At 71.8% G+C, this 16039-nt stretch carries 16 protein-coding genes; all 16 read left to right on the plus strand.

The annotated features are described in order from the left end of the window. The first annotated feature begins 4 nt into the window (after window positions 1–4). Complete coding sequence (locus AB0D66_RS07585) at window positions 5–316, plus strand: STAS domain-containing protein (protein WP_362298107.1); 312 nt, start codon at window positions 5–7, stop codon at window positions 314–316. Then, window positions 313–786, plus strand: a complete 474-nt coding sequence (locus AB0D66_RS07590; protein WP_362298110.1) for an anti-sigma regulatory factor — start codon at window positions 313–315, stop codon at window positions 784–786. The genes AB0D66_RS07585 and AB0D66_RS07590 overlap by 4 nt, the downstream gene beginning before the upstream one ends. Next, window positions 768–2027 (plus strand): PP2C family protein-serine/threonine phosphatase, encoded by a 1260-nt coding sequence (locus AB0D66_RS07595; protein WP_362298114.1) that lies wholly within the window; start codon window positions 768–770, stop codon window positions 2025–2027. Before AB0D66_RS07590 ends, AB0D66_RS07595 begins: the two co-directional genes overlap by 19 nt. Then, the gene (locus AB0D66_RS07600; RefSeq protein WP_362298117.1) at window positions 2028–2771 is read left to right on the plus strand and encodes a MinD/ParA family protein; all 744 of its coding nucleotides are present in this window, start codon (window positions 2028–2030) and stop codon (window positions 2769–2771) included. Window positions 2772–2842: 71 nt separating this feature from the next. Next, complete coding sequence (locus AB0D66_RS07605) at window positions 2843–3583, plus strand: type 1 glutamine amidotransferase domain-containing protein (protein WP_362298120.1); 741 nt, start codon at window positions 2843–2845, stop codon at window positions 3581–3583. Window positions 3584–3616: 33 nt separating this feature from the next. After that, window positions 3617–5101, plus strand: a complete 1485-nt coding sequence (locus tag AB0D66_RS07610; protein ID WP_362298122.1) for an aldehyde dehydrogenase family protein — start codon at window positions 3617–3619, stop codon at window positions 5099–5101. A gap of 62 nt (window positions 5102–5163) precedes the next feature. After that, window positions 5164–5778 (plus strand): NAD(P)-binding domain-containing protein, encoded by a 615-nt coding sequence (locus AB0D66_RS07615; RefSeq protein ID WP_362298124.1) that lies wholly within the window; start codon window positions 5164–5166, stop codon window positions 5776–5778. Then, window positions 5775–6287 (plus strand): (2Fe-2S)-binding protein, encoded by a 513-nt coding sequence (locus AB0D66_RS07620; RefSeq protein WP_362298290.1) that lies wholly within the window; start codon window positions 5775–5777, stop codon window positions 6285–6287. The genes AB0D66_RS07615 and AB0D66_RS07620 overlap by 4 nt, the downstream gene beginning before the upstream one ends. A gap of 5 nt (window positions 6288–6292) precedes the next feature. Then, the gene (locus AB0D66_RS07625; RefSeq protein WP_362298127.1) at window positions 6293–8698 is read left to right on the plus strand and encodes a xanthine dehydrogenase family protein molybdopterin-binding subunit; all 2406 of its coding nucleotides are present in this window, start codon (window positions 6293–6295) and stop codon (window positions 8696–8698) included. Further along, window positions 8695–9516, plus strand: a complete 822-nt coding sequence (locus tag AB0D66_RS07630; RefSeq protein WP_362298130.1) for an FAD binding domain-containing protein — start codon at window positions 8695–8697, stop codon at window positions 9514–9516. Before AB0D66_RS07625 ends, AB0D66_RS07630 begins: the two co-directional genes overlap by 4 nt. A 54-nt stretch (window positions 9517–9570) precedes the next feature. Beyond that, a complete protein-coding gene (locus AB0D66_RS07635; RefSeq protein ID WP_362298133.1) occupies window positions 9571–10830 on the plus strand; it encodes an MFS transporter in 1260 nt (419 codons plus the stop codon). Continuing rightward, on the plus strand, window positions 10827–12338 hold the full coding sequence (locus AB0D66_RS07640; protein ID WP_362298136.1) for an ATP-binding protein: 1512 nt from the start codon (window positions 10827–10829) through the stop codon (window positions 12336–12338). Before AB0D66_RS07635 ends, AB0D66_RS07640 begins: the two co-directional genes overlap by 4 nt. A gap of 15 nt (window positions 12339–12353) precedes the next feature. Continuing rightward, window positions 12354–12695, plus strand: a complete 342-nt coding sequence (locus AB0D66_RS07645) for a nuclear transport factor 2 family protein (RefSeq protein ID WP_362298139.1) — start codon at window positions 12354–12356, stop codon at window positions 12693–12695. Between the two features lie 118 nt (window positions 12696–12813). Further along, complete coding sequence (locus AB0D66_RS07650; RefSeq protein WP_362298142.1) at window positions 12814–13458, plus strand: TMEM175 family protein; 645 nt, start codon at window positions 12814–12816, stop codon at window positions 13456–13458. Between the two features lie 72 nt (window positions 13459–13530). Next, window positions 13531–14853 (plus strand): transposase, encoded by a 1323-nt coding sequence (locus tag AB0D66_RS07655; protein ID WP_362298146.1) that lies wholly within the window; start codon window positions 13531–13533, stop codon window positions 14851–14853. After that, window positions 14853–15992: an XdhC/CoxI family protein gene (locus AB0D66_RS07660; protein ID WP_362298149.1), complete on the plus strand. Its 1140-nt coding sequence runs from the start codon at window positions 14853–14855 to the stop codon at window positions 15990–15992. The genes AB0D66_RS07655 and AB0D66_RS07660 overlap by 1 nt, the downstream gene beginning before the upstream one ends. Window positions 15993–16039 lie beyond the last annotated feature (47 nt).

Here is a 16039-nt window from a genome sequence, read left to right on the forward strand (position 1 = left end):
TGACATGCCGCTTTCCGTGTCCCTGAGCATCGAGGGCGACACCACCGTGATCGAGCTGACGGGTGAGCTGGACGCCAAGACCGCACCGGAGTTCCACCAGACCATCGAGAAGGCCGCGGGCCACGGCACCACCACCGTCGAGATCCGGATGGCCGGCGTGGGCTACATGGCCAGCGCCGGACTGCGCTCCCTGGTCTTCGCCCGGCAGAAGGTCGCCGGCAACGTCGCCATCAAGGTGGTCGGTGCCATCGAGCCCGTCTCCCGGACCATCCGGACGGCCGGACTCGACCGCAGCATCGTCCTCTCCGATGAGTGACCACCGTGACTGACATGGTCGAACTGGCGAGGACGTCCTGCGTACTGGAGGTGCCCGCGACGGTGGGGGCACTGGGCGAGATCGCCTCGTTCGTCCTGCGGCTGGCCGGACGGGCGGGCCTGGACAAGGGCGCCGCCTACCGGCTCCGGCTGGCCGTGGACGAGCTGGCCACGAACATCGTGATGCACGGGTACCGGGGCGGCGACGGACGGATCACCGTCCGCGGCCGCTCCGGCCCCGGCGGAGTCCGGATCACCATCGAGGACGCCGCACCCCCCTTCGACCCCGTCGAAGGCCGCCTTCCGCCCGCCCCCGGGGTCGCGCCCGAGAACCGGCGGATCGGCGGCCTCGGCATCCACCTGGCACTGACCAGCGTGGACGAGTTCGGCTACGTGCACAGGGACGGCCGCAACATCAGCACACTGACTGTGAAGGCTGAGGGGACGGACCCATGCCCTCCACGACCATGATCATCCTCGACGAGTACCCGCCCCCGCCGCCCGAGCTGCTGACGGCGCTGCGGACCATGGACGCGGAACTCACCACCAGAACGCTGGCGGAGCTCCGCGACGGCCCGCAGGACCTGCTGCCCGTCGCGGACGTACTGCTCGCCCCCGCCGAAACCGACGGGGAGGCCGTACGGCTGGCCGTACGCCGGCTGCGCCGCTGGGCCGGGGCGCCCATCGTCGTCGTCTGGACGGTGACCGAGTTCGCCGCCCTGGAGGAGCACGTCCGGATCGGGCACGACTACCTCGTACCGCCCTTCCTGCCCGCCCTCGTCGGGGCCCGGCTGCACAGCTGCTCGGAGCGCGCCGGACTCGGCCGCACCCTGCGCGAAGCCGACGCCCGCGCCGAACTCATGGGGTACGAGAAGGAACTGGAGATCGGCCGGGAGATCCAGGCGGGCTTCCTGCCGGAATCGCTGCCGGTCCCCGACGGCTGGGAGATCGACGTACGGTTCCGGCCGGCCCGGCAGGTCGCGGGGGACTTCTACGACGTCTTCGAGATCTCCCGCGGCCGCCGGCTCGCCCTCGTCGTCGCCGACGTCTGCGACAAGGGCGTGGGTGCGGCGCTCTTCATGGCACTCATCCGCTCGCTGCTGCGGCACACCGCCGAGAACAGCGGCCTCCAGCACCTGGTGGCCGCCGGGCGCGCCGGCGGCAGCAGACGCATCCCGGTGGTCGGCGCCACCCCGCTGCTCAACGCGGTCACCGCCACCAACGGCTACCTCACCCGCAACCACCTGCGGCAGGGCTACTTCGCCACCCTCTTCTTCGGGGTGCTGGACCCGGCCACCGGCAGCCTCGTCTACATCAACGGCGGCCACAACCCGCCCCTCCTGCTGCGGGCCGACGGCAGCCCGCCGGCCGCCCTGGAGGTCACCGGACCCGCCGTCGGGGTACTGCCCGACTGCGTCTACACCCTCGGCTACGCCCAGCTGAACCCCGGCGACACGCTCTTCGTGTTCACCGACGGGGTCCCCGAGGCCCGCTGTCCGAACGGCAGCTTCCTCGGTGACGAACGGATGCTGGAACTGCTCGCCGGAACCCAGGTGAGCGGCAAGTCCGTGGTCGACCGGATGGACCTGGCGGTGCTCGAGCACACCGGCACCGCCGAACAGCACGACGACGTCACCATGCTGGCCCTGCACCGGCCACGCGCGGCGCGGGGGCCGTACGTGGCCGGTGCCGATCACCAGGTGGTGGCCTAGGTGACCCGCACCATCGTGGTGCACTCGCACCGCGGCGGCACCGGGAAGTCCTCGGTACTGGCGAACCTCGCGCTGCTCCTCGCGGCCGAGGGGCGCCGGGTGGGGCTGGTGGACACCGACATCCAGTCGCCCACCCTGGACCTGCTGTTCCGGCTCGGACCGGGCGCCTCGCTGGCCGACTACCTGCTCGGCCGCTGCGAGATCGAGACCGCGGCCCAGCAGGTGGGCGTGCCCGGCCTGTACGTCGTACCGGCCCGGACCGGGACCGCCGCCCTGCGCGAGATCATGACCAGCGGATACGACGTGGGGCTGCTCCCGGAGGGCTTCGACCGGCTGGCCGGGCACTACGCCCTCGACGTGCTGCTGCTCGACACCCACGCCGGGCTCAACAACGAGTCGGTGACCGCCATGGCGAGCGCCGACGTACTGATGATCATGGCCCGGGCCGACCGGATCGACCTCTCCGGGGTCGAGGAGACCATCGCCCTCGCCGGGCGGCTGGCCTGCCGGCGGACCCTCGTACTGAGCATGGCTCCCGAAGGCATCGACCGGGAGGCGGCCCGGCGGCGCGCCGAGGAGGTCTACGGCGCACCGCTGGCCGGAATCCTTCCGTACTCGCCGGAAATGGCGGCACTGTACGGAGAGCGCATATTCGCAGAAGCCCATCCCGACCACCCCCTGGTCGGTGAATTCCGCACCATCATCTCGGCGTTGGACGCACGTGACGAAGTATCGCGTGCCTGACGCCGCCCCCTTACGCCCCCCAGTAGGGGCCGTGTTGAATCGGCAGCGAATCCAGAACAAGGAGAGAATCCATGAAGATTCTCGTCGTCATGACGGCCAAGGCCACGCTCCATCTGCTGGACGGCGAACAGCACCCCTCGGGATTCTGGGCCGAGGAATTCGTCGTTCCTTATCAGCTCTTCAAGGCAGCCGGCCACACCGTGGACGTGGCGACGATCGGGGGCCGTGCGCCGACCGTCGACCAGACGAGCATCGACCCCCAGTTCCTCCAGTGGGTCCGCCCGCAGGGCTCCCCGGACGAGGACGAGGCCAACGCGGCCGCGTACGTACGGGCCATCGAGAACACCCCGCAGCTCACGTCCCCCCTCGCGCTGGAGTCCCTGACCGAGAAGGACCTCGCCGACTACGACGGCGTGTACGTCAGCGGCGGCCACGGCGCCATCGGCGACCTGCCGAAGTCCGACGAACTCGCCCAGGTCCTGCGCTGGGTCATCGCCCAGGACAAGCCGCTCGCCACGGTGTGCCACGGCCACACCTCGCTGCTCGCGCTGCGCGACGGAGAGGGCCGCTGGCCCTTCGAGGGCTACCGGATGACGGCCTTCTCGCACGCCGAGGAGCTCGTCACGAACATGGCCGGCCGGCTCCCGCTGATCCTCGAGGTCGAGCTCACCCGGCTCGGCGCCCGCTACGAGAAGGCCGAAGCGATCTGGGACTCGCACGTCGTCGTGGACCGCAAGCTGACCACCGGCCAGAACCCCTACTCCTCCAAGGCCCTCGCGGAGACGTTCTTAACCCAGCTCGCGAAGGGCTAGCACAGCCCCCGCATCCGACACCGGAAGGCAGCCATGACCAAGCGCGCGCTCAGCGACCAGCCCTTGGCCAACCCCGGGAAGCTGTTCATCGGCGGCAAATGGGTCCCCGCCCAGGACGGCCGTACCGAACCGGACATCAGCCCCGTCGACGGCCAGGAGATCGTGCCGGTGGCCCAGGCCACCGCCGCCGACGCGGACGCGGCCGTCGCCGCGGCCCGCAAGGCGTACGAAGAAGGTCCGTGGAGCAGACTCTCCGCGCAGGAACGCGCGCTGCGGCTGAACCGGGTCGGCGAGCTCATCGAGCGCGACCTGGAGGAGATCGCCCTGCTGGAGACCGTGGACATGGGCAAGCCGTTCGCCTTCTCCAGCACGGTCGACGCCCCCATGGCCGCACAGCTCATGCACTACTACGCCGGTGCGGTGACCCGCGTCGACGGCTCCTCGCGGGCCCCGGCCGGCGGGCAGCTGGCCTACACCCTGCGCGAGCCGCTGGGCGTGGTCTGCGCCATCACCCCGTTCAACTTCCCGCTCCTGCTGTCGATGACGAAGATCGCACCGGCGCTGGCGGCGGGCAACACGGTCGTCCACAAGCCCTCCCCGGCCACCCCGCTCACCGCCCTGAAGATCGCCGAGCTCTTCCAGGAGGCGGAGATCCCGGACGGCGTGCTGAACGTGGTCACCGGTCCCGGCGTGGAACTGGGCGAGACCCTGACCGACCACCGGGACATCGACAAGATCGCCTTCACCGGCTCCACCGCGGTCGGCCAGTCCATCATCCGCAAGGCGGCCGGCACCCTGAAGAAGGTGACGATGGAGCTCGGCGGCAAGTCCGCCAACATCGTCTTCGCCGACGCCGACCTCGACGCGGCCGAGGAGCTCGCCTTCTTCGGCATCTACTACAACAAGGGCGAGATCTGCACCGCCGGCTCCCGCCTGCTCCTGCAGCGGCCCATCCACGACGAGATGGTCGAACGCCTGGTCCGGCGGGCCGCCGCCCTCAAGCCCGGCGACCCGCGCGACCCGCAGACCCTCTTCGGGCCGCTGGCCCACCGAGGCCAGTTCGACAAGGTCAGCTCCTACATCGAGGTCGGCGAGAAGGAAGGCGCCGTCCTGCGCACCGGAGGCACCGGGTGGACGCCCGAGGGCGCCTCCACCGAAGGCCTCTACTTCCTGCCGACCGTCTTCACCGGCGTCGACAACGGGATGCGCATCGCCCAGGAGGAGATCTTCGGCCCCGTCCTGTCGATCATCCCCTTCGACACGGAGGAGGACGCCGTGCGCATCGCCAACGACAGCGCGTACGGCCTCGCCGCCGGCGTCCACACCAAGGACCTGCGCCGCGCCCACCGGGTGGCCTCGCAGATCAAGGCCGGCACGGTCTGGGTCAACTGCTACAACCAGTACGACCCCTCGGTGCCCTACGGCGGCTACAAGGCCTCCGGGTTCGGGCGCGAGTGCGGGCCCGAATCCCTGGAGAGCTACACCCAGACCAAGTCGGTCTGGATCGGCATGGACTGACCCGACCCCCTGCCCGGATCCGAGACGGCCTCGGCACCGGGACCGGCAACTGAGGAGCGTCAATGCGGACAGGCATCATCGGCACCGGACGGATCGGCACGGTCCTCGCACGGATCCTCGTGGCGGCAGGCCACGAGGTCGTGCTCGCCAACGCCCGGGGGCCGCAGACCCTCGGCCCGCTCGTGGCCGAGCTGGGACCGGCGGCCTCGGCGGCGCACCCCGCCAAGGCCGCCGGGCAGGCCGAACTCCTGGTGCTGATGGTGCCGTTCGCCGACGTGCGCGGGCTCCTCCCGCCGCACGTGGTGCAGGACAAGGTGCTGGTGGACGCCACCAACGCGTTCAGCGGCCCCGGTGACCCCGCCGACCTTGGCGGGCGCGGCTCCAGCGACCTGGTCGCCGAGTGGTATCCCGGCGCCCAGGTCGTGAAATCCCTGAACACCATGCACTTCGAAACTCTCGCCGTCGCCGGCACGGCGTCCGGTGAGCGCCTGGCGCATTACACGGCGGGCGACGACGGGAAAGCGAAGGAAATCATCGCGGGAATCATCACGGATCTGGGATTCGCACCCGTGGACACCGGCCCGCTGCACTCCGGGGGAATTCTCCAGCAGCCCGGCGGGCCCCTCTTCAACCGGCCGCTCACGGAAGCGCAGGCGCTGGCATGGATATCACACTGAACGTGAACGGAAGACCCGAGCAGTTCTCGGCCCAGCCGAACGAACTGCTCGTGGAACGGCTCCGCGACGGCCTCGGACTGACCGGCACCAAGGTCGGCTGCGACACCGGCCAGTGCGGCTCCTGCGTCATCCGGCTCGACGGCCGGTCCGTCAAGAGCTGCCTGGTCCTCACGGCGTCCGCCGCCGGATCCGAGGTGGCCACCATCGAGGGCGTCACCACCCCCGGCGGAGAACTGACCGGGCTCCAGGAGGCGCTGCGCCAGGAGCACGGCACCCAGTGCGGGTTCTGCACCCCGGGCATGGTCATGGCCCTCGGCGAGCTCGTGGACGGCACCGCGGACGGCGAGGCCCCGACCGAACCCGAGATCCGCGAGTGGCTCACCGGCAACCTCTGCCGCTGCACCGGCTACCACAGCGTCGTACGCGGCGTGCAGCGCGCCTGCGCCGCCGCCCGCGCCGAAACCGCCGCCGCACCGTCCGCATCCAGCGCTGCCGGACAGGAGGCGTGAGGGACATGACCACAGTGACGGGGGAGACCTCCCTCCCCGGCAACGGCGTCCTCGGCCGGCCGCTGGACAGCCGCGAGGACCCGCAGCTGCTGCGCGGCGAGGCCACGTACGTCGCGGACATCGACCTGCCCGGCACCGCGCACATGGCGATCCTCGGCAGCCCGGTGGCCCACGCGAAGATCCTCTCCATCGAGACCAAGGCCGCCGAGCAGCTGCCCGGCGTGCTGAAGGTGGCCACCGCGGCCGATTTCACCGACGTCATGCCGCTGCCCTGCATCTGGATCCCCGGCGGGGTCGAGAGCCACTTCCCGCCCCACCCCTACGGACTTCCCGGCGCCCGCCCGGTCCTGACCGGCGACACCGTCCGCCACGTCGGCGACCCCATCGCCGTCGTCGTCGCCGAGACCCCGCGCCAGGCCGCCGCCGCGCTCGCCGCCATCGCCGTCGAGTACGAGCCGCTGCCCGTGGTCACCCGGGCAGACGAGGCGCTCGCCGAGGGCGCGCCCCAGCTGCACGAGGCCGTCCCCGGCAACCTGAACGCGTACTGGACCTGCGGCGACAAGGACCGCACCGACGCGGCCATCGCCTCGGCCGAGGTCACCGTCGAGCTCGACCTCGTCAACCAGCGCACCATCAACAGCCCCATCGAACCGCGCGGCGCGGTCGGCGACTACCGGGCCGCCACCGGCGAGTACACGCTCTACGCCTCCACCCAGGGCCCGCACAACCACCGCTTCCTGCTCTCCGCGCTGGTCCTCGGCATCCCCTTCAACAAGCTCCGCGTCATCGCCCCGACCGTCGGCGGCAGCTTCGGCACCAAGGGGTACCTCTACCCCGACATGGCGCTGGTCCTGCTGCTGTCCAAGGCGCTCGGCCGGCCCGTGAAGTGGGTGGACACCCGCACCGGGCTGATGAACTCCACCGTCCAGGGCCGCGACCACCGCCAGCACGTCACCCTCGCCGGCACCCGGGACGGCCGCATCACCGCGGTGCGCTGCACCAGCTACGCCAACCTCGGCGCCTACCCGTCGACGATCGGCCCCGGTGTGGCCACCGCCCTCATGGGCCGCTCCATCAGCGGGATGTACGACATCGACGCCGCGTTCTGCGAGGTCTACGCAGCCTTCACCAACACCGTCTCGCTCGGCGCCCAGCGCGGCAGCGGACGCGCCGAGGCAGCCTTCCTCATGGAGCGCCTCGTCGACCGGTACGCCTCCGAGATCGGCATGGACCCGGCGGCCGTACGGCGCAGGAACCTGGTGCCGAAGGAGAAGTTCCCGTACGACAACGGCCTGGGTTGGACCTACGACTCCGGGGACTACCAGCTGAACTTCGACCGGGCGATCGAGCTGTCGGGGTACGCCGACATGCCCGCCCGCAAGGCCGAGGCCCGCGCCCGCGGCAAGCGGCTCGGCGTCGGCCTCGCCACCTACGTGGCCATCTGCGGAGTGGGCCCCTCCACCCGGATGTCCCAGGAGGGCATGCTGGGCGGCACCTGGGAGAGCGCGAACATCCGGGTCCACCCCACCGGCGAGGTCACGGTCACCGTGGGCTCCGCCTCCACCGGGCAGAGCCACGGCACGGTCTTCGCCCAGGTCGCCGCCGAGGAGCTCGGCATCGACCCGGACACCGTCCAGGTCCTGGAGGGCGATACGCACAAGGCCCCCTACGGGCAGGGCACCTACGGCTCCCGCTCCTACAGCATGGCCGCGCCCGCCGTCGCCCTCACCGCCCGGAAGATCAAGAGCAAGCTGGTCAAGGCCGGCGCCGTCTTCCTGGGCGTCCCCGAGGAGAAGGTCGTCTACGCGGGCGGCGCGGTCCACGAAGAGGGCAACGAGGCCAACACCAAGACCTTCGCCGAGCTGGCCATGGCCATGTGGTACGGCTGGGGCCTGCCTCCGGAGATCGAGCCGGCCCTCGACGAGACCACCCACTTCGACCCGCCGGACTTCAACTACCCCTTCGGGACGCACGTCGCGGTCGTCGAGGTCGACGAACTGACCGGCGAGACCGAGGTGGTGGCCTACACCGCCGTCGACGACGCCGGACACATCGGCAACCCCAAGGTGGTGCTCGGCCAGATCGAGGGCAGCATCGTGCACGGCCTCGGCCAGGCCCTCATGGAGGCCGCCGAATACGACGAGAACGGGCTGCTCATCAGCTCCGACCTCAGCCACTACGCCCTGCCCCGCGCGGCCGACGTGCCGTTCTTCGACCTCGACAAGACGGTCACGCCCAGCCCGCACAACCCGCTCGGCGCCAAGGGCGCGGGCGAGATCGCCACCGTCCCGCCCGCCGCGGCCGTGGTCAACGCCGTCGTCGACGCCCTCTCCGATCTGGGCGTCCGGCACATCGACATGCCGCTCACCCCCGAGAAGGTCTGGCGCCGCCTGAGAGGGGAAGCCCAGTGATCCTGACCGAGTTCGACTACGTCCGGCCCGTCGGTCTCGAGGAGGCGCTGACCCTGCTGGCCGGAACACCCGGCGCCCGGGTCCTGGCCGGAGGGCAGAGCCTGCTCCCCGACCTGCGCACCGGGGCCGACCGCGCCCGGCTGCTGGTCGACATCCGCCGGCTCGAGGAGCTGCGGGGCGTCGCCCGCGGTCCCGGAGGCCTGCGGATCGGGGCCCTCACCACCCTCGCCGAGCTCTCCGCGGACCCGCTGGTCCGGGCCGGGGCACCGGAGCTGGCCGCCGCGGCACGCGCCAACGGCGACCCCCAGGTCCGCAACCTCGGCACCGTCGGCGGCAACCTCGCCGCCGGCGGCCGGGCCACCGACCTGCCGGTGGCCGCCCTCGCCGCCGACGCCCGGGTCGAACTGGCCGGTCCCGGCGGGCTGTCGACCGTACCGGCCGAGGAGTTCGCGGCCTCCGGCGTCCCCGCGCGCACGGTCGTCACCGCCCTGCTGGTGCCCGGGGCCGGCCGGGCCGCCGCCTTCGAGAAGACCGCCGACCGGGCCACCCGCTACCCGGTGTGCGCCACCGCCGTACGGATCACGGCAGGCGGCCCGCGCATCGCCGTCACCGGCGCCACCGCCCGCCCGCTGCGCCTGCGCGGGGTCGAAGACCGGCTGCGCGCGGGCCCGTACACCACGGACGCCGTCCTCGCCGCCTTCCGCGCCGAGCCCCGGGAGCTGTTCGTCCCCGGGCGCGGCACCTCGGCCGAGTACCTCGGCCACCTCGCGGGGGTCCTCACGGCCCGCGCGCTGGCCAGGGCCCAGGCCCTCGCCTGACCGCACACCACGGGCCCCCTCCCGGGGGCCCATCACGGGGGAGTTGAACGAGCAGTGGCCGACACATCCAAGACGACCACGGGGGTCAGCGTGCACCCAGCCGCACCGGCGGCGGCCCGCGCGCCCAGAGGCACCGGCTTCTGGGTGGTGGGTGCGGTCCTCGTCCTGCTGATGCTCTCCTCCTCCGTGCCCTCCGCCCTCTACGTGCTCTACCAGGAGAAGTGGGCGCTGTCCTCCGGCACCATCACGGTGGTCTTCGCCCTGTACGCGGTCACCGTGCTCGCCGGGCTCCTGCTGTTCGGGTCGCTGTCCGACACCCTCGGCCGGCGGCCCGTCCTGGCCGCCGGGCTGATCCTGGCGATCGTCTCGATGGGACTGTTCGCCGGGGCCCAGGGGCTGGGGCTGCTGCTCGCCGCCCGCGCCGTCCAGGGCCTCGCCGTGGGCCTGGCCACCGGGGCCATGGGCGCGGCCCTGCTGGAACTCGCCCCGGCGGCGCGGCCCGCGCTCGGCGCCCAGGTCAACAGCGCGGGGCCGACCGTGGGGATCGGGCTCGGCGGGATCGGGGCCGGCCTCCTCGTCCAGTTCGCCCCCGCGCCGACCGTCCTGAGCTACCTGCTGCTGATCGGGGCCTTCGCCGCGGCCCTGGTGGGCGTGCTCCGCATGCGCGAGAGCGCTCCCGGGGCGGGCGGCCGCTTCCGGGTGGTCCCGCACCGCATCCACGTGCCCGCCGGCTCCCGCCGCGCCTTCGCCGTCCTGGTCCTGACCATCATCGCGGTCTGGTCGGTGGGCGGCTTCTACCTCTCGCTCGGCCCGCACCTGGCGCTCTCGCTCCTGGAGTCCACCAACTACCTGGTCGGCGGCGGCACGGTCGCGCTGCTCGCGGGCGCGGCCACCGTGGCCCAGCTGGTGCTGGGCCGCACCGAGGCCCTGCGCACCGCCGTGCTCGGGCTGTGCGGACTGCTCGCCGGACTCGGCCTGGTCCTGCTCTCGCTCGGGCTCGGTTCGGCCGCCGTGTTCCTGGTGGCCACCGCGGTGCTCGGCAGCGGCTGGGGCGCCGCGTTCCTCGGCTCCTTCCGGGCGCTGAGCGGGCTCGCCGACCCGGCGCACCGGGGGGAACTGACCGCAGCGGTCTACGTGTTCGCGTACCTGGCGATGAGCGTGCCGGCCGTCCTCGCCGGGATGCTCACCAACATCCACGGGCTGCACCGCACCTCGGTCGGGTTCATGGCCGCCGTCGCCGCGGTGTGCGCGCTGGCCCTGGTGGTCACCCTGCGGCTGGCTGCCCGCACCCGGGCCGGGGGGAGGGCCGCGTGAGCGCCGCGGACCCGGGCCGGGGGGAGCTGCGGTCCGCCCTGCGCGGACTGGAGATCTTCGCCGGGATCACCGAGGAGCAGCTGGACTGGCTGGTGTCGGTCTCAGAGCCGAGGGTCCTCGCCGACGGGGAGGTGCTCTTCCGCGACGGCGAGGAGGCGACCGGCTTCCACGTGCTGCTCTCGGGCGGACTGGTCGTCACCAAGGTCGTCGACGGCCGGGAGGAGGTGCTCACCCGGCACTCCACCGAGGAGGAGAGCGCCGCCGCCGAGGACCACGACGGCAAACCGTCCGCCGCCCACCGCTTCACCGGCGAGCTGCCCCTGCTCACCGAGGGCGCCTACGTGGCCACCGCGGCCGCGAGCGGGCCCTCGACCACCGTCGTGGCCTACGCGAAGCCGGTCTTCTTCGAGATGCTGACCCGCTGCCACGGGGTGGCCGCCGTACTGATCCCCGTGCTGGCCTGGCGGATCAAGTCCTCCGAGGTGCAGGCCCGCAAACGGGCCACCGTGGAGGCGCTCGGCACCCTGGCCGCGGGCCTCGCCCACGAGCTGAACAACCCGGCGGCCGCGGTGGCCCGGGCCGCGCAGGAACTGGCCCCCGCCCTGGGCCGGCTCACCCGCACCGCCCAGGCCTGGGGCGCGGCCGCCACCGGCGCCGAGCGCTCGGTGTTCGACCGGCTGGCGGACGAGCTGGACAAGCTGCCGCCACCGGTGAGCACCGACGCGCTGGCCCAGGCCGATGCCGAGGAGGAGATCACCGACTGGGCGGAGGAAGCGGGCACCGAACGGCCCGGCCTGCTCGGCTCGGGGGTCTCGGACCTCGGTCTGGAGCTCGGCTGGCTGCTGGAACGGCTGGAGGGGGTCGGCGAGCCGTCCCTGCCGGCCGCCCTCGACCACCTGGCGGCCCTCCTGGAGATCCGCTCGCTCGCCGCGGAGCTGCGGGCGGCCGGTCCGCGGATCTCCCAACTCGTCTCGGCGACCCGCGATTACGCCAATCTCGACCGCGCCCCCGAGCAGCGCTTCCAGGTCACCGACGGACTGGAGAACACGCTGGTCGTCCTGCGTGCCAAGCTCGCCGGGATCAGCATCGTGCGGGAGTACGAACCCGGCCTGCCCGAACTGACGGGCTATCCGAGCGAGTTGAACCAGGTGTGGACCAACCTGGTCGACAACGCGGCCGAGGCCATGGAGGGCTCCGGGGTCCTCACCCTGCGCGCCCGCGCCGAGGGCGTCTGCATGGTCGTGGAGATCACCGACACCGGACGCGGCATCCCGGCGCGATCCCTGCCGCGGATCTTCGAACCCTTCTACACCACCAAGGACGTGGGCAAGGGCACGGGCCTGGGGCTGCACCTCAGCTACCGCATCGTGACCCAGCGCCACCACGGGTCCATCACGGCCCGCTCGCGTCCGGGCGAGACCCGGATGGCGGTCCGGCTGCCCTTCGCCGGCAGTGCCCGCTCCTGCGCCCCACCTGCCGCAACACCCGAGGTTCCCACCACCAGTTGAACGAACGGAGTCGACATGGCCCAGTACGACATCTCCAAGCTGCACCCCGTGTTCGTGCGCCAGATGGAGGCGCTGGCCGCCCTGGACATCGAGGCGGTCATGAAGAACTACACCGACGACGCGGTGCTGTTGCGCTTCGAGGGTGTCTCGGTCGGCATCGACGCCGTTCGCGAGACGTTCACCGGCTACCTCACGGTGAAGCCGACCCTGGTCGAGCTCCAGGAGTACATCGAGACGGACGACACCATCTTCTACCGGGCGATCATGAACCTGAACGGTGAACCGGAGCACGCGTTCGGGACACTTGTGGTCCGCGATGGCCGAATCTGGAGGCAGACGGCCGGTTTCGGCGGCTGAACGCAGAAATCTGGGTAGCGTGTGCGGGGAGGGCGTTCCAGGTACGCCCTCCCCGTATGTGTGGCACGCCGTAGATATATGCAAGTAGATATATGCAAGCAGGGGCGAAGGGGAGGCCATGGAGCGCGAAACCGGACGGATCGAGGCATTCAGTGATGGCGTATTTGCCATCATCATTACGATCCTCGTCCTGGAATTGAAAGTTCCGGAAGGAACGGGATCCGAGTTCTGGCACGGAGTCCGGGAACAGTGGCCGCATTACGCCGCCTATGTGGTGAGCTTCCTCATCATCGGAGTGATGTGGGTGAATCACCACACCATCTTCAGTCACCTCAGGCGGGTCGACCGTCCGCTGCTGTTCCTGAATCTCCTGGTGCTCATGGTGGTGTCGGTGATTCCCTACACCACCAACGTCCTCGCCGAACACCTCATGCAAGACGGCTCCGCGAGCCCGGCGGCCGTGCTCTACAGCCTCGTCACCGTGGCCTATGCCTTGGCGTTCCTGGCTTTCTGGTGGTATGTGACCCGGGTCGGGCACCTCTTCCACGAACAGGTCGACAAGGAAGGCGCCCGGGCGACGCGAGTCCGCTTCGGTCTCGGCGCCATCGCCTACCCGCTCACCGTCGTCCTCGCCTTCTTCTCCGCGCCGCTCACTCTTGTCGCGCACTTCCTGATCGCGATCTACTATGCGGCGAACCAGATCCCCATCCCCCTCGTGGTAGAGGAAGAGCGGCTCGAATCTGCCAGCGACCTCAGGAAGTAGCCGCCGGGGCCTACGGCCGTTCTCGGCGGTCAAGTAGGGTATTGGATCTAGCTGGTCGCGGGGGAGGCCCAGATGGCTCGCGTAGTCCTGCCGGAGGAATCCACGAAGGAAATCTCCGAATTGATCGATGTACTGATCTCTCTTCTCTTCGAGTCCTTACCCCGGCGGGACCAGCGAAACTGGGCCCGCGTTTATCTGAACGGCCTCGTGCGGACCAAAGGGAAGAAAACAATCCGCAACATCGCCGGAACCGGAGCCAGTTCCGTAGAGCAGAGCCTTCAGCAGTTCATCAGCAAGTCCCCCTGGGACTGGACCCCGGTCCGCCGCTCCCTCGCGCAGCACCTCGAACGCACCGCACAGCGCCCGCTGGCCTGGGTGCTTCAGCCCATGGTCATAGAGAAGGCCGGCGACCGCTCGGTCGGCGTCGGCCGGCAGTTCGTCCCGCAGCTGGGCCGCACCGCCAACTGCCAGCAGGCCAGCGGGATCTGGCTCGCCTCCAGCGAGGCCAGCTTCCCGGTCGAGTGGACCCTCACCCTCCCCGGTCCGTGGACCAGCGAACTCCTGCGCCGCCGGCGGGCCGGGATCCCCGACACGGCCCGCTCCCTCACCCCCGCCCAGGACGCCGTACACGCCGTCCAGCGGATGGCCGCCACCTGGCAACTCCAGCGCCGGCCCGTGGTGATGGAGGTCGCCAACAGCGACCTCCCGCAGGCCATCGAGTCCTTCGCCCTCCAGGACATCCCCTTCGTGTTCAAGGTCGACGGCTCGCTGCCCGTCTCCTTCGGCGGCGCCGGCCGGCACAAGCCGGGCCCGCACACCGCGCCCGCCCGCGAGCTCATCGACTCCCTGCGCTCCCAGCGCCGCGTCGTCGAGTGGACCCGGCACGGCCGGGCCGAGGGCGCGGTGACCCTGCTGACCTCGGCCTCCATCTTCGCCACCCCCAGCGAGGACCGGCCCGCGCCCGCCCCCACCACCCCGCTGCTGCTGCTCGGGGCCTGGACCGAAGCCGCCCTGCTGCCCTCGGAGTTCTGGATCACCAACATCGGCGACCGGCCCCTCGCCCAGCTGTTCCTGCTCGCCAAGCTCACCGACCGGGTCTCCCTCGACTTCGCCGAGACCTGCGAACCCGTGGGCATCAGGGACTTCGAGGGCCGCTCCTTCCGCGGCTGGCACCACCACGCCACCCTGGCGAGCGTGGCCCACGCGGCCAGGCTCCTCGGCGCGTCGCGGGACCGCGCATTCGACGGCGCCCCCGCCGCACGGAGCCTGGGCGACTACGCCGGACCCGCGCGCACCGGCGCCCCGCGCCCCGCCGCCGCGGCCCGGCCCCCCGCCGTCCTGCCGCCGCGACCGCTCATCCCCGGGCAGACCCCCAGACGCGAGTACATCCGCTGATGCTCGACATAGCCGACGAGCTACGCGCGTGGTGTGCCGCACGCCGGGAATTCGCCCTGGCCACCGTGGTGGCCGTCAGCGGGAGCGCGCCGCGCGGACCGGGCGCCTCGCTCGCCGTCGACGACCGCGGCACCGCCCTCGGCTCCATCTCCGGGGGCTGCGTGGAATCCGCCGTGCACGAACTGTGCCTCGGCGCCATCGAGTCGGGCGAAGGCGGCCTGCACCGTTTCGGATACAGCGACGACGACGCCTTCGCCGTGGGACTCACCTGCGGGGGAGTCCTCGACGTCCTGGTCACCCCGGTGCGCGGCGGCGATCCCGTCCGGCCGGTCCTCGGCTCGGTGCTCGACGCAGCCGCCGGCGGAACCCGGGCCGCACTGGCCCGGGTGGTCTCCGGCCCTCCCCCGCAGCTCGGCCGGGCCCTCGCCGTGCACGCCGACGGATCGTACGAGGGCGGGCTGGGCGGCGGCGCGGCCCTGGACCGCGAGGCGGCCGACCGGGTGCGCGCCCTGCTGCTGGCGGGGCGCACCGGCACCGCCGAGCTCGGCACGGCGGGCGGACTGTGCGGGGAACCGCTCACCCTGCTGGTCGAGTCCGCCGCCGAACCGCCCCGGCTGATCGTCTACGGGGCCATCGACTTCGCCGCCGCCCTCGCCCGGATGGGCGCCTTCCTCGGGCACCGGGTCACCGTGTGCGACGCCCGGCCCGTCTTCGCGACCCCGGCCCGCTTCCCCGGCGCCGACGAGGTGATCGTCGACTGGCCGCACCGGCACCTGGCCGCCGAATGGGACGCGGGCCGGCTGGACTCCCGTACCGCCGTCTGCGTGCTCACCCACGACGCCAAATTCGACGTGCCCCTGCTGTCCCTCGCCCTGCGGCTGCCGCTGACCTACGTCGGGGCCATGGGCTCGCGGCGCACCCACGCCGAACGGGTGGAGCGGCTGCGCGCCCAAGGCGTGCCGCGAGAGGCGCTGGCCCGGCTGCGCTCCCCGATCGGCCTGGACCTGGGCGGAGCCACCCCCGAGGAGACCGCGCTGGCCATCGCCGCCGAGTTCACGGCGGTACGGCACGGGGGGTCCGCCCTCCCGCTGGCGGCGGGCCGCCGGCCGATCCACCACCGCAGGACCAAGGTCCCGTAGGAACCGACCAGAGGGCCCGGAATGTCCTGGACGATCGGCCCGGGCGG

It is taken from the genome of Streptomyces sp. NPDC048270, from assembly GCF_040652335.1.
In the GTDB taxonomy this organism is placed as follows: Bacteria; Actinomycetota; Actinomycetes; order Streptomycetales; family Streptomycetaceae; genus Streptomyces.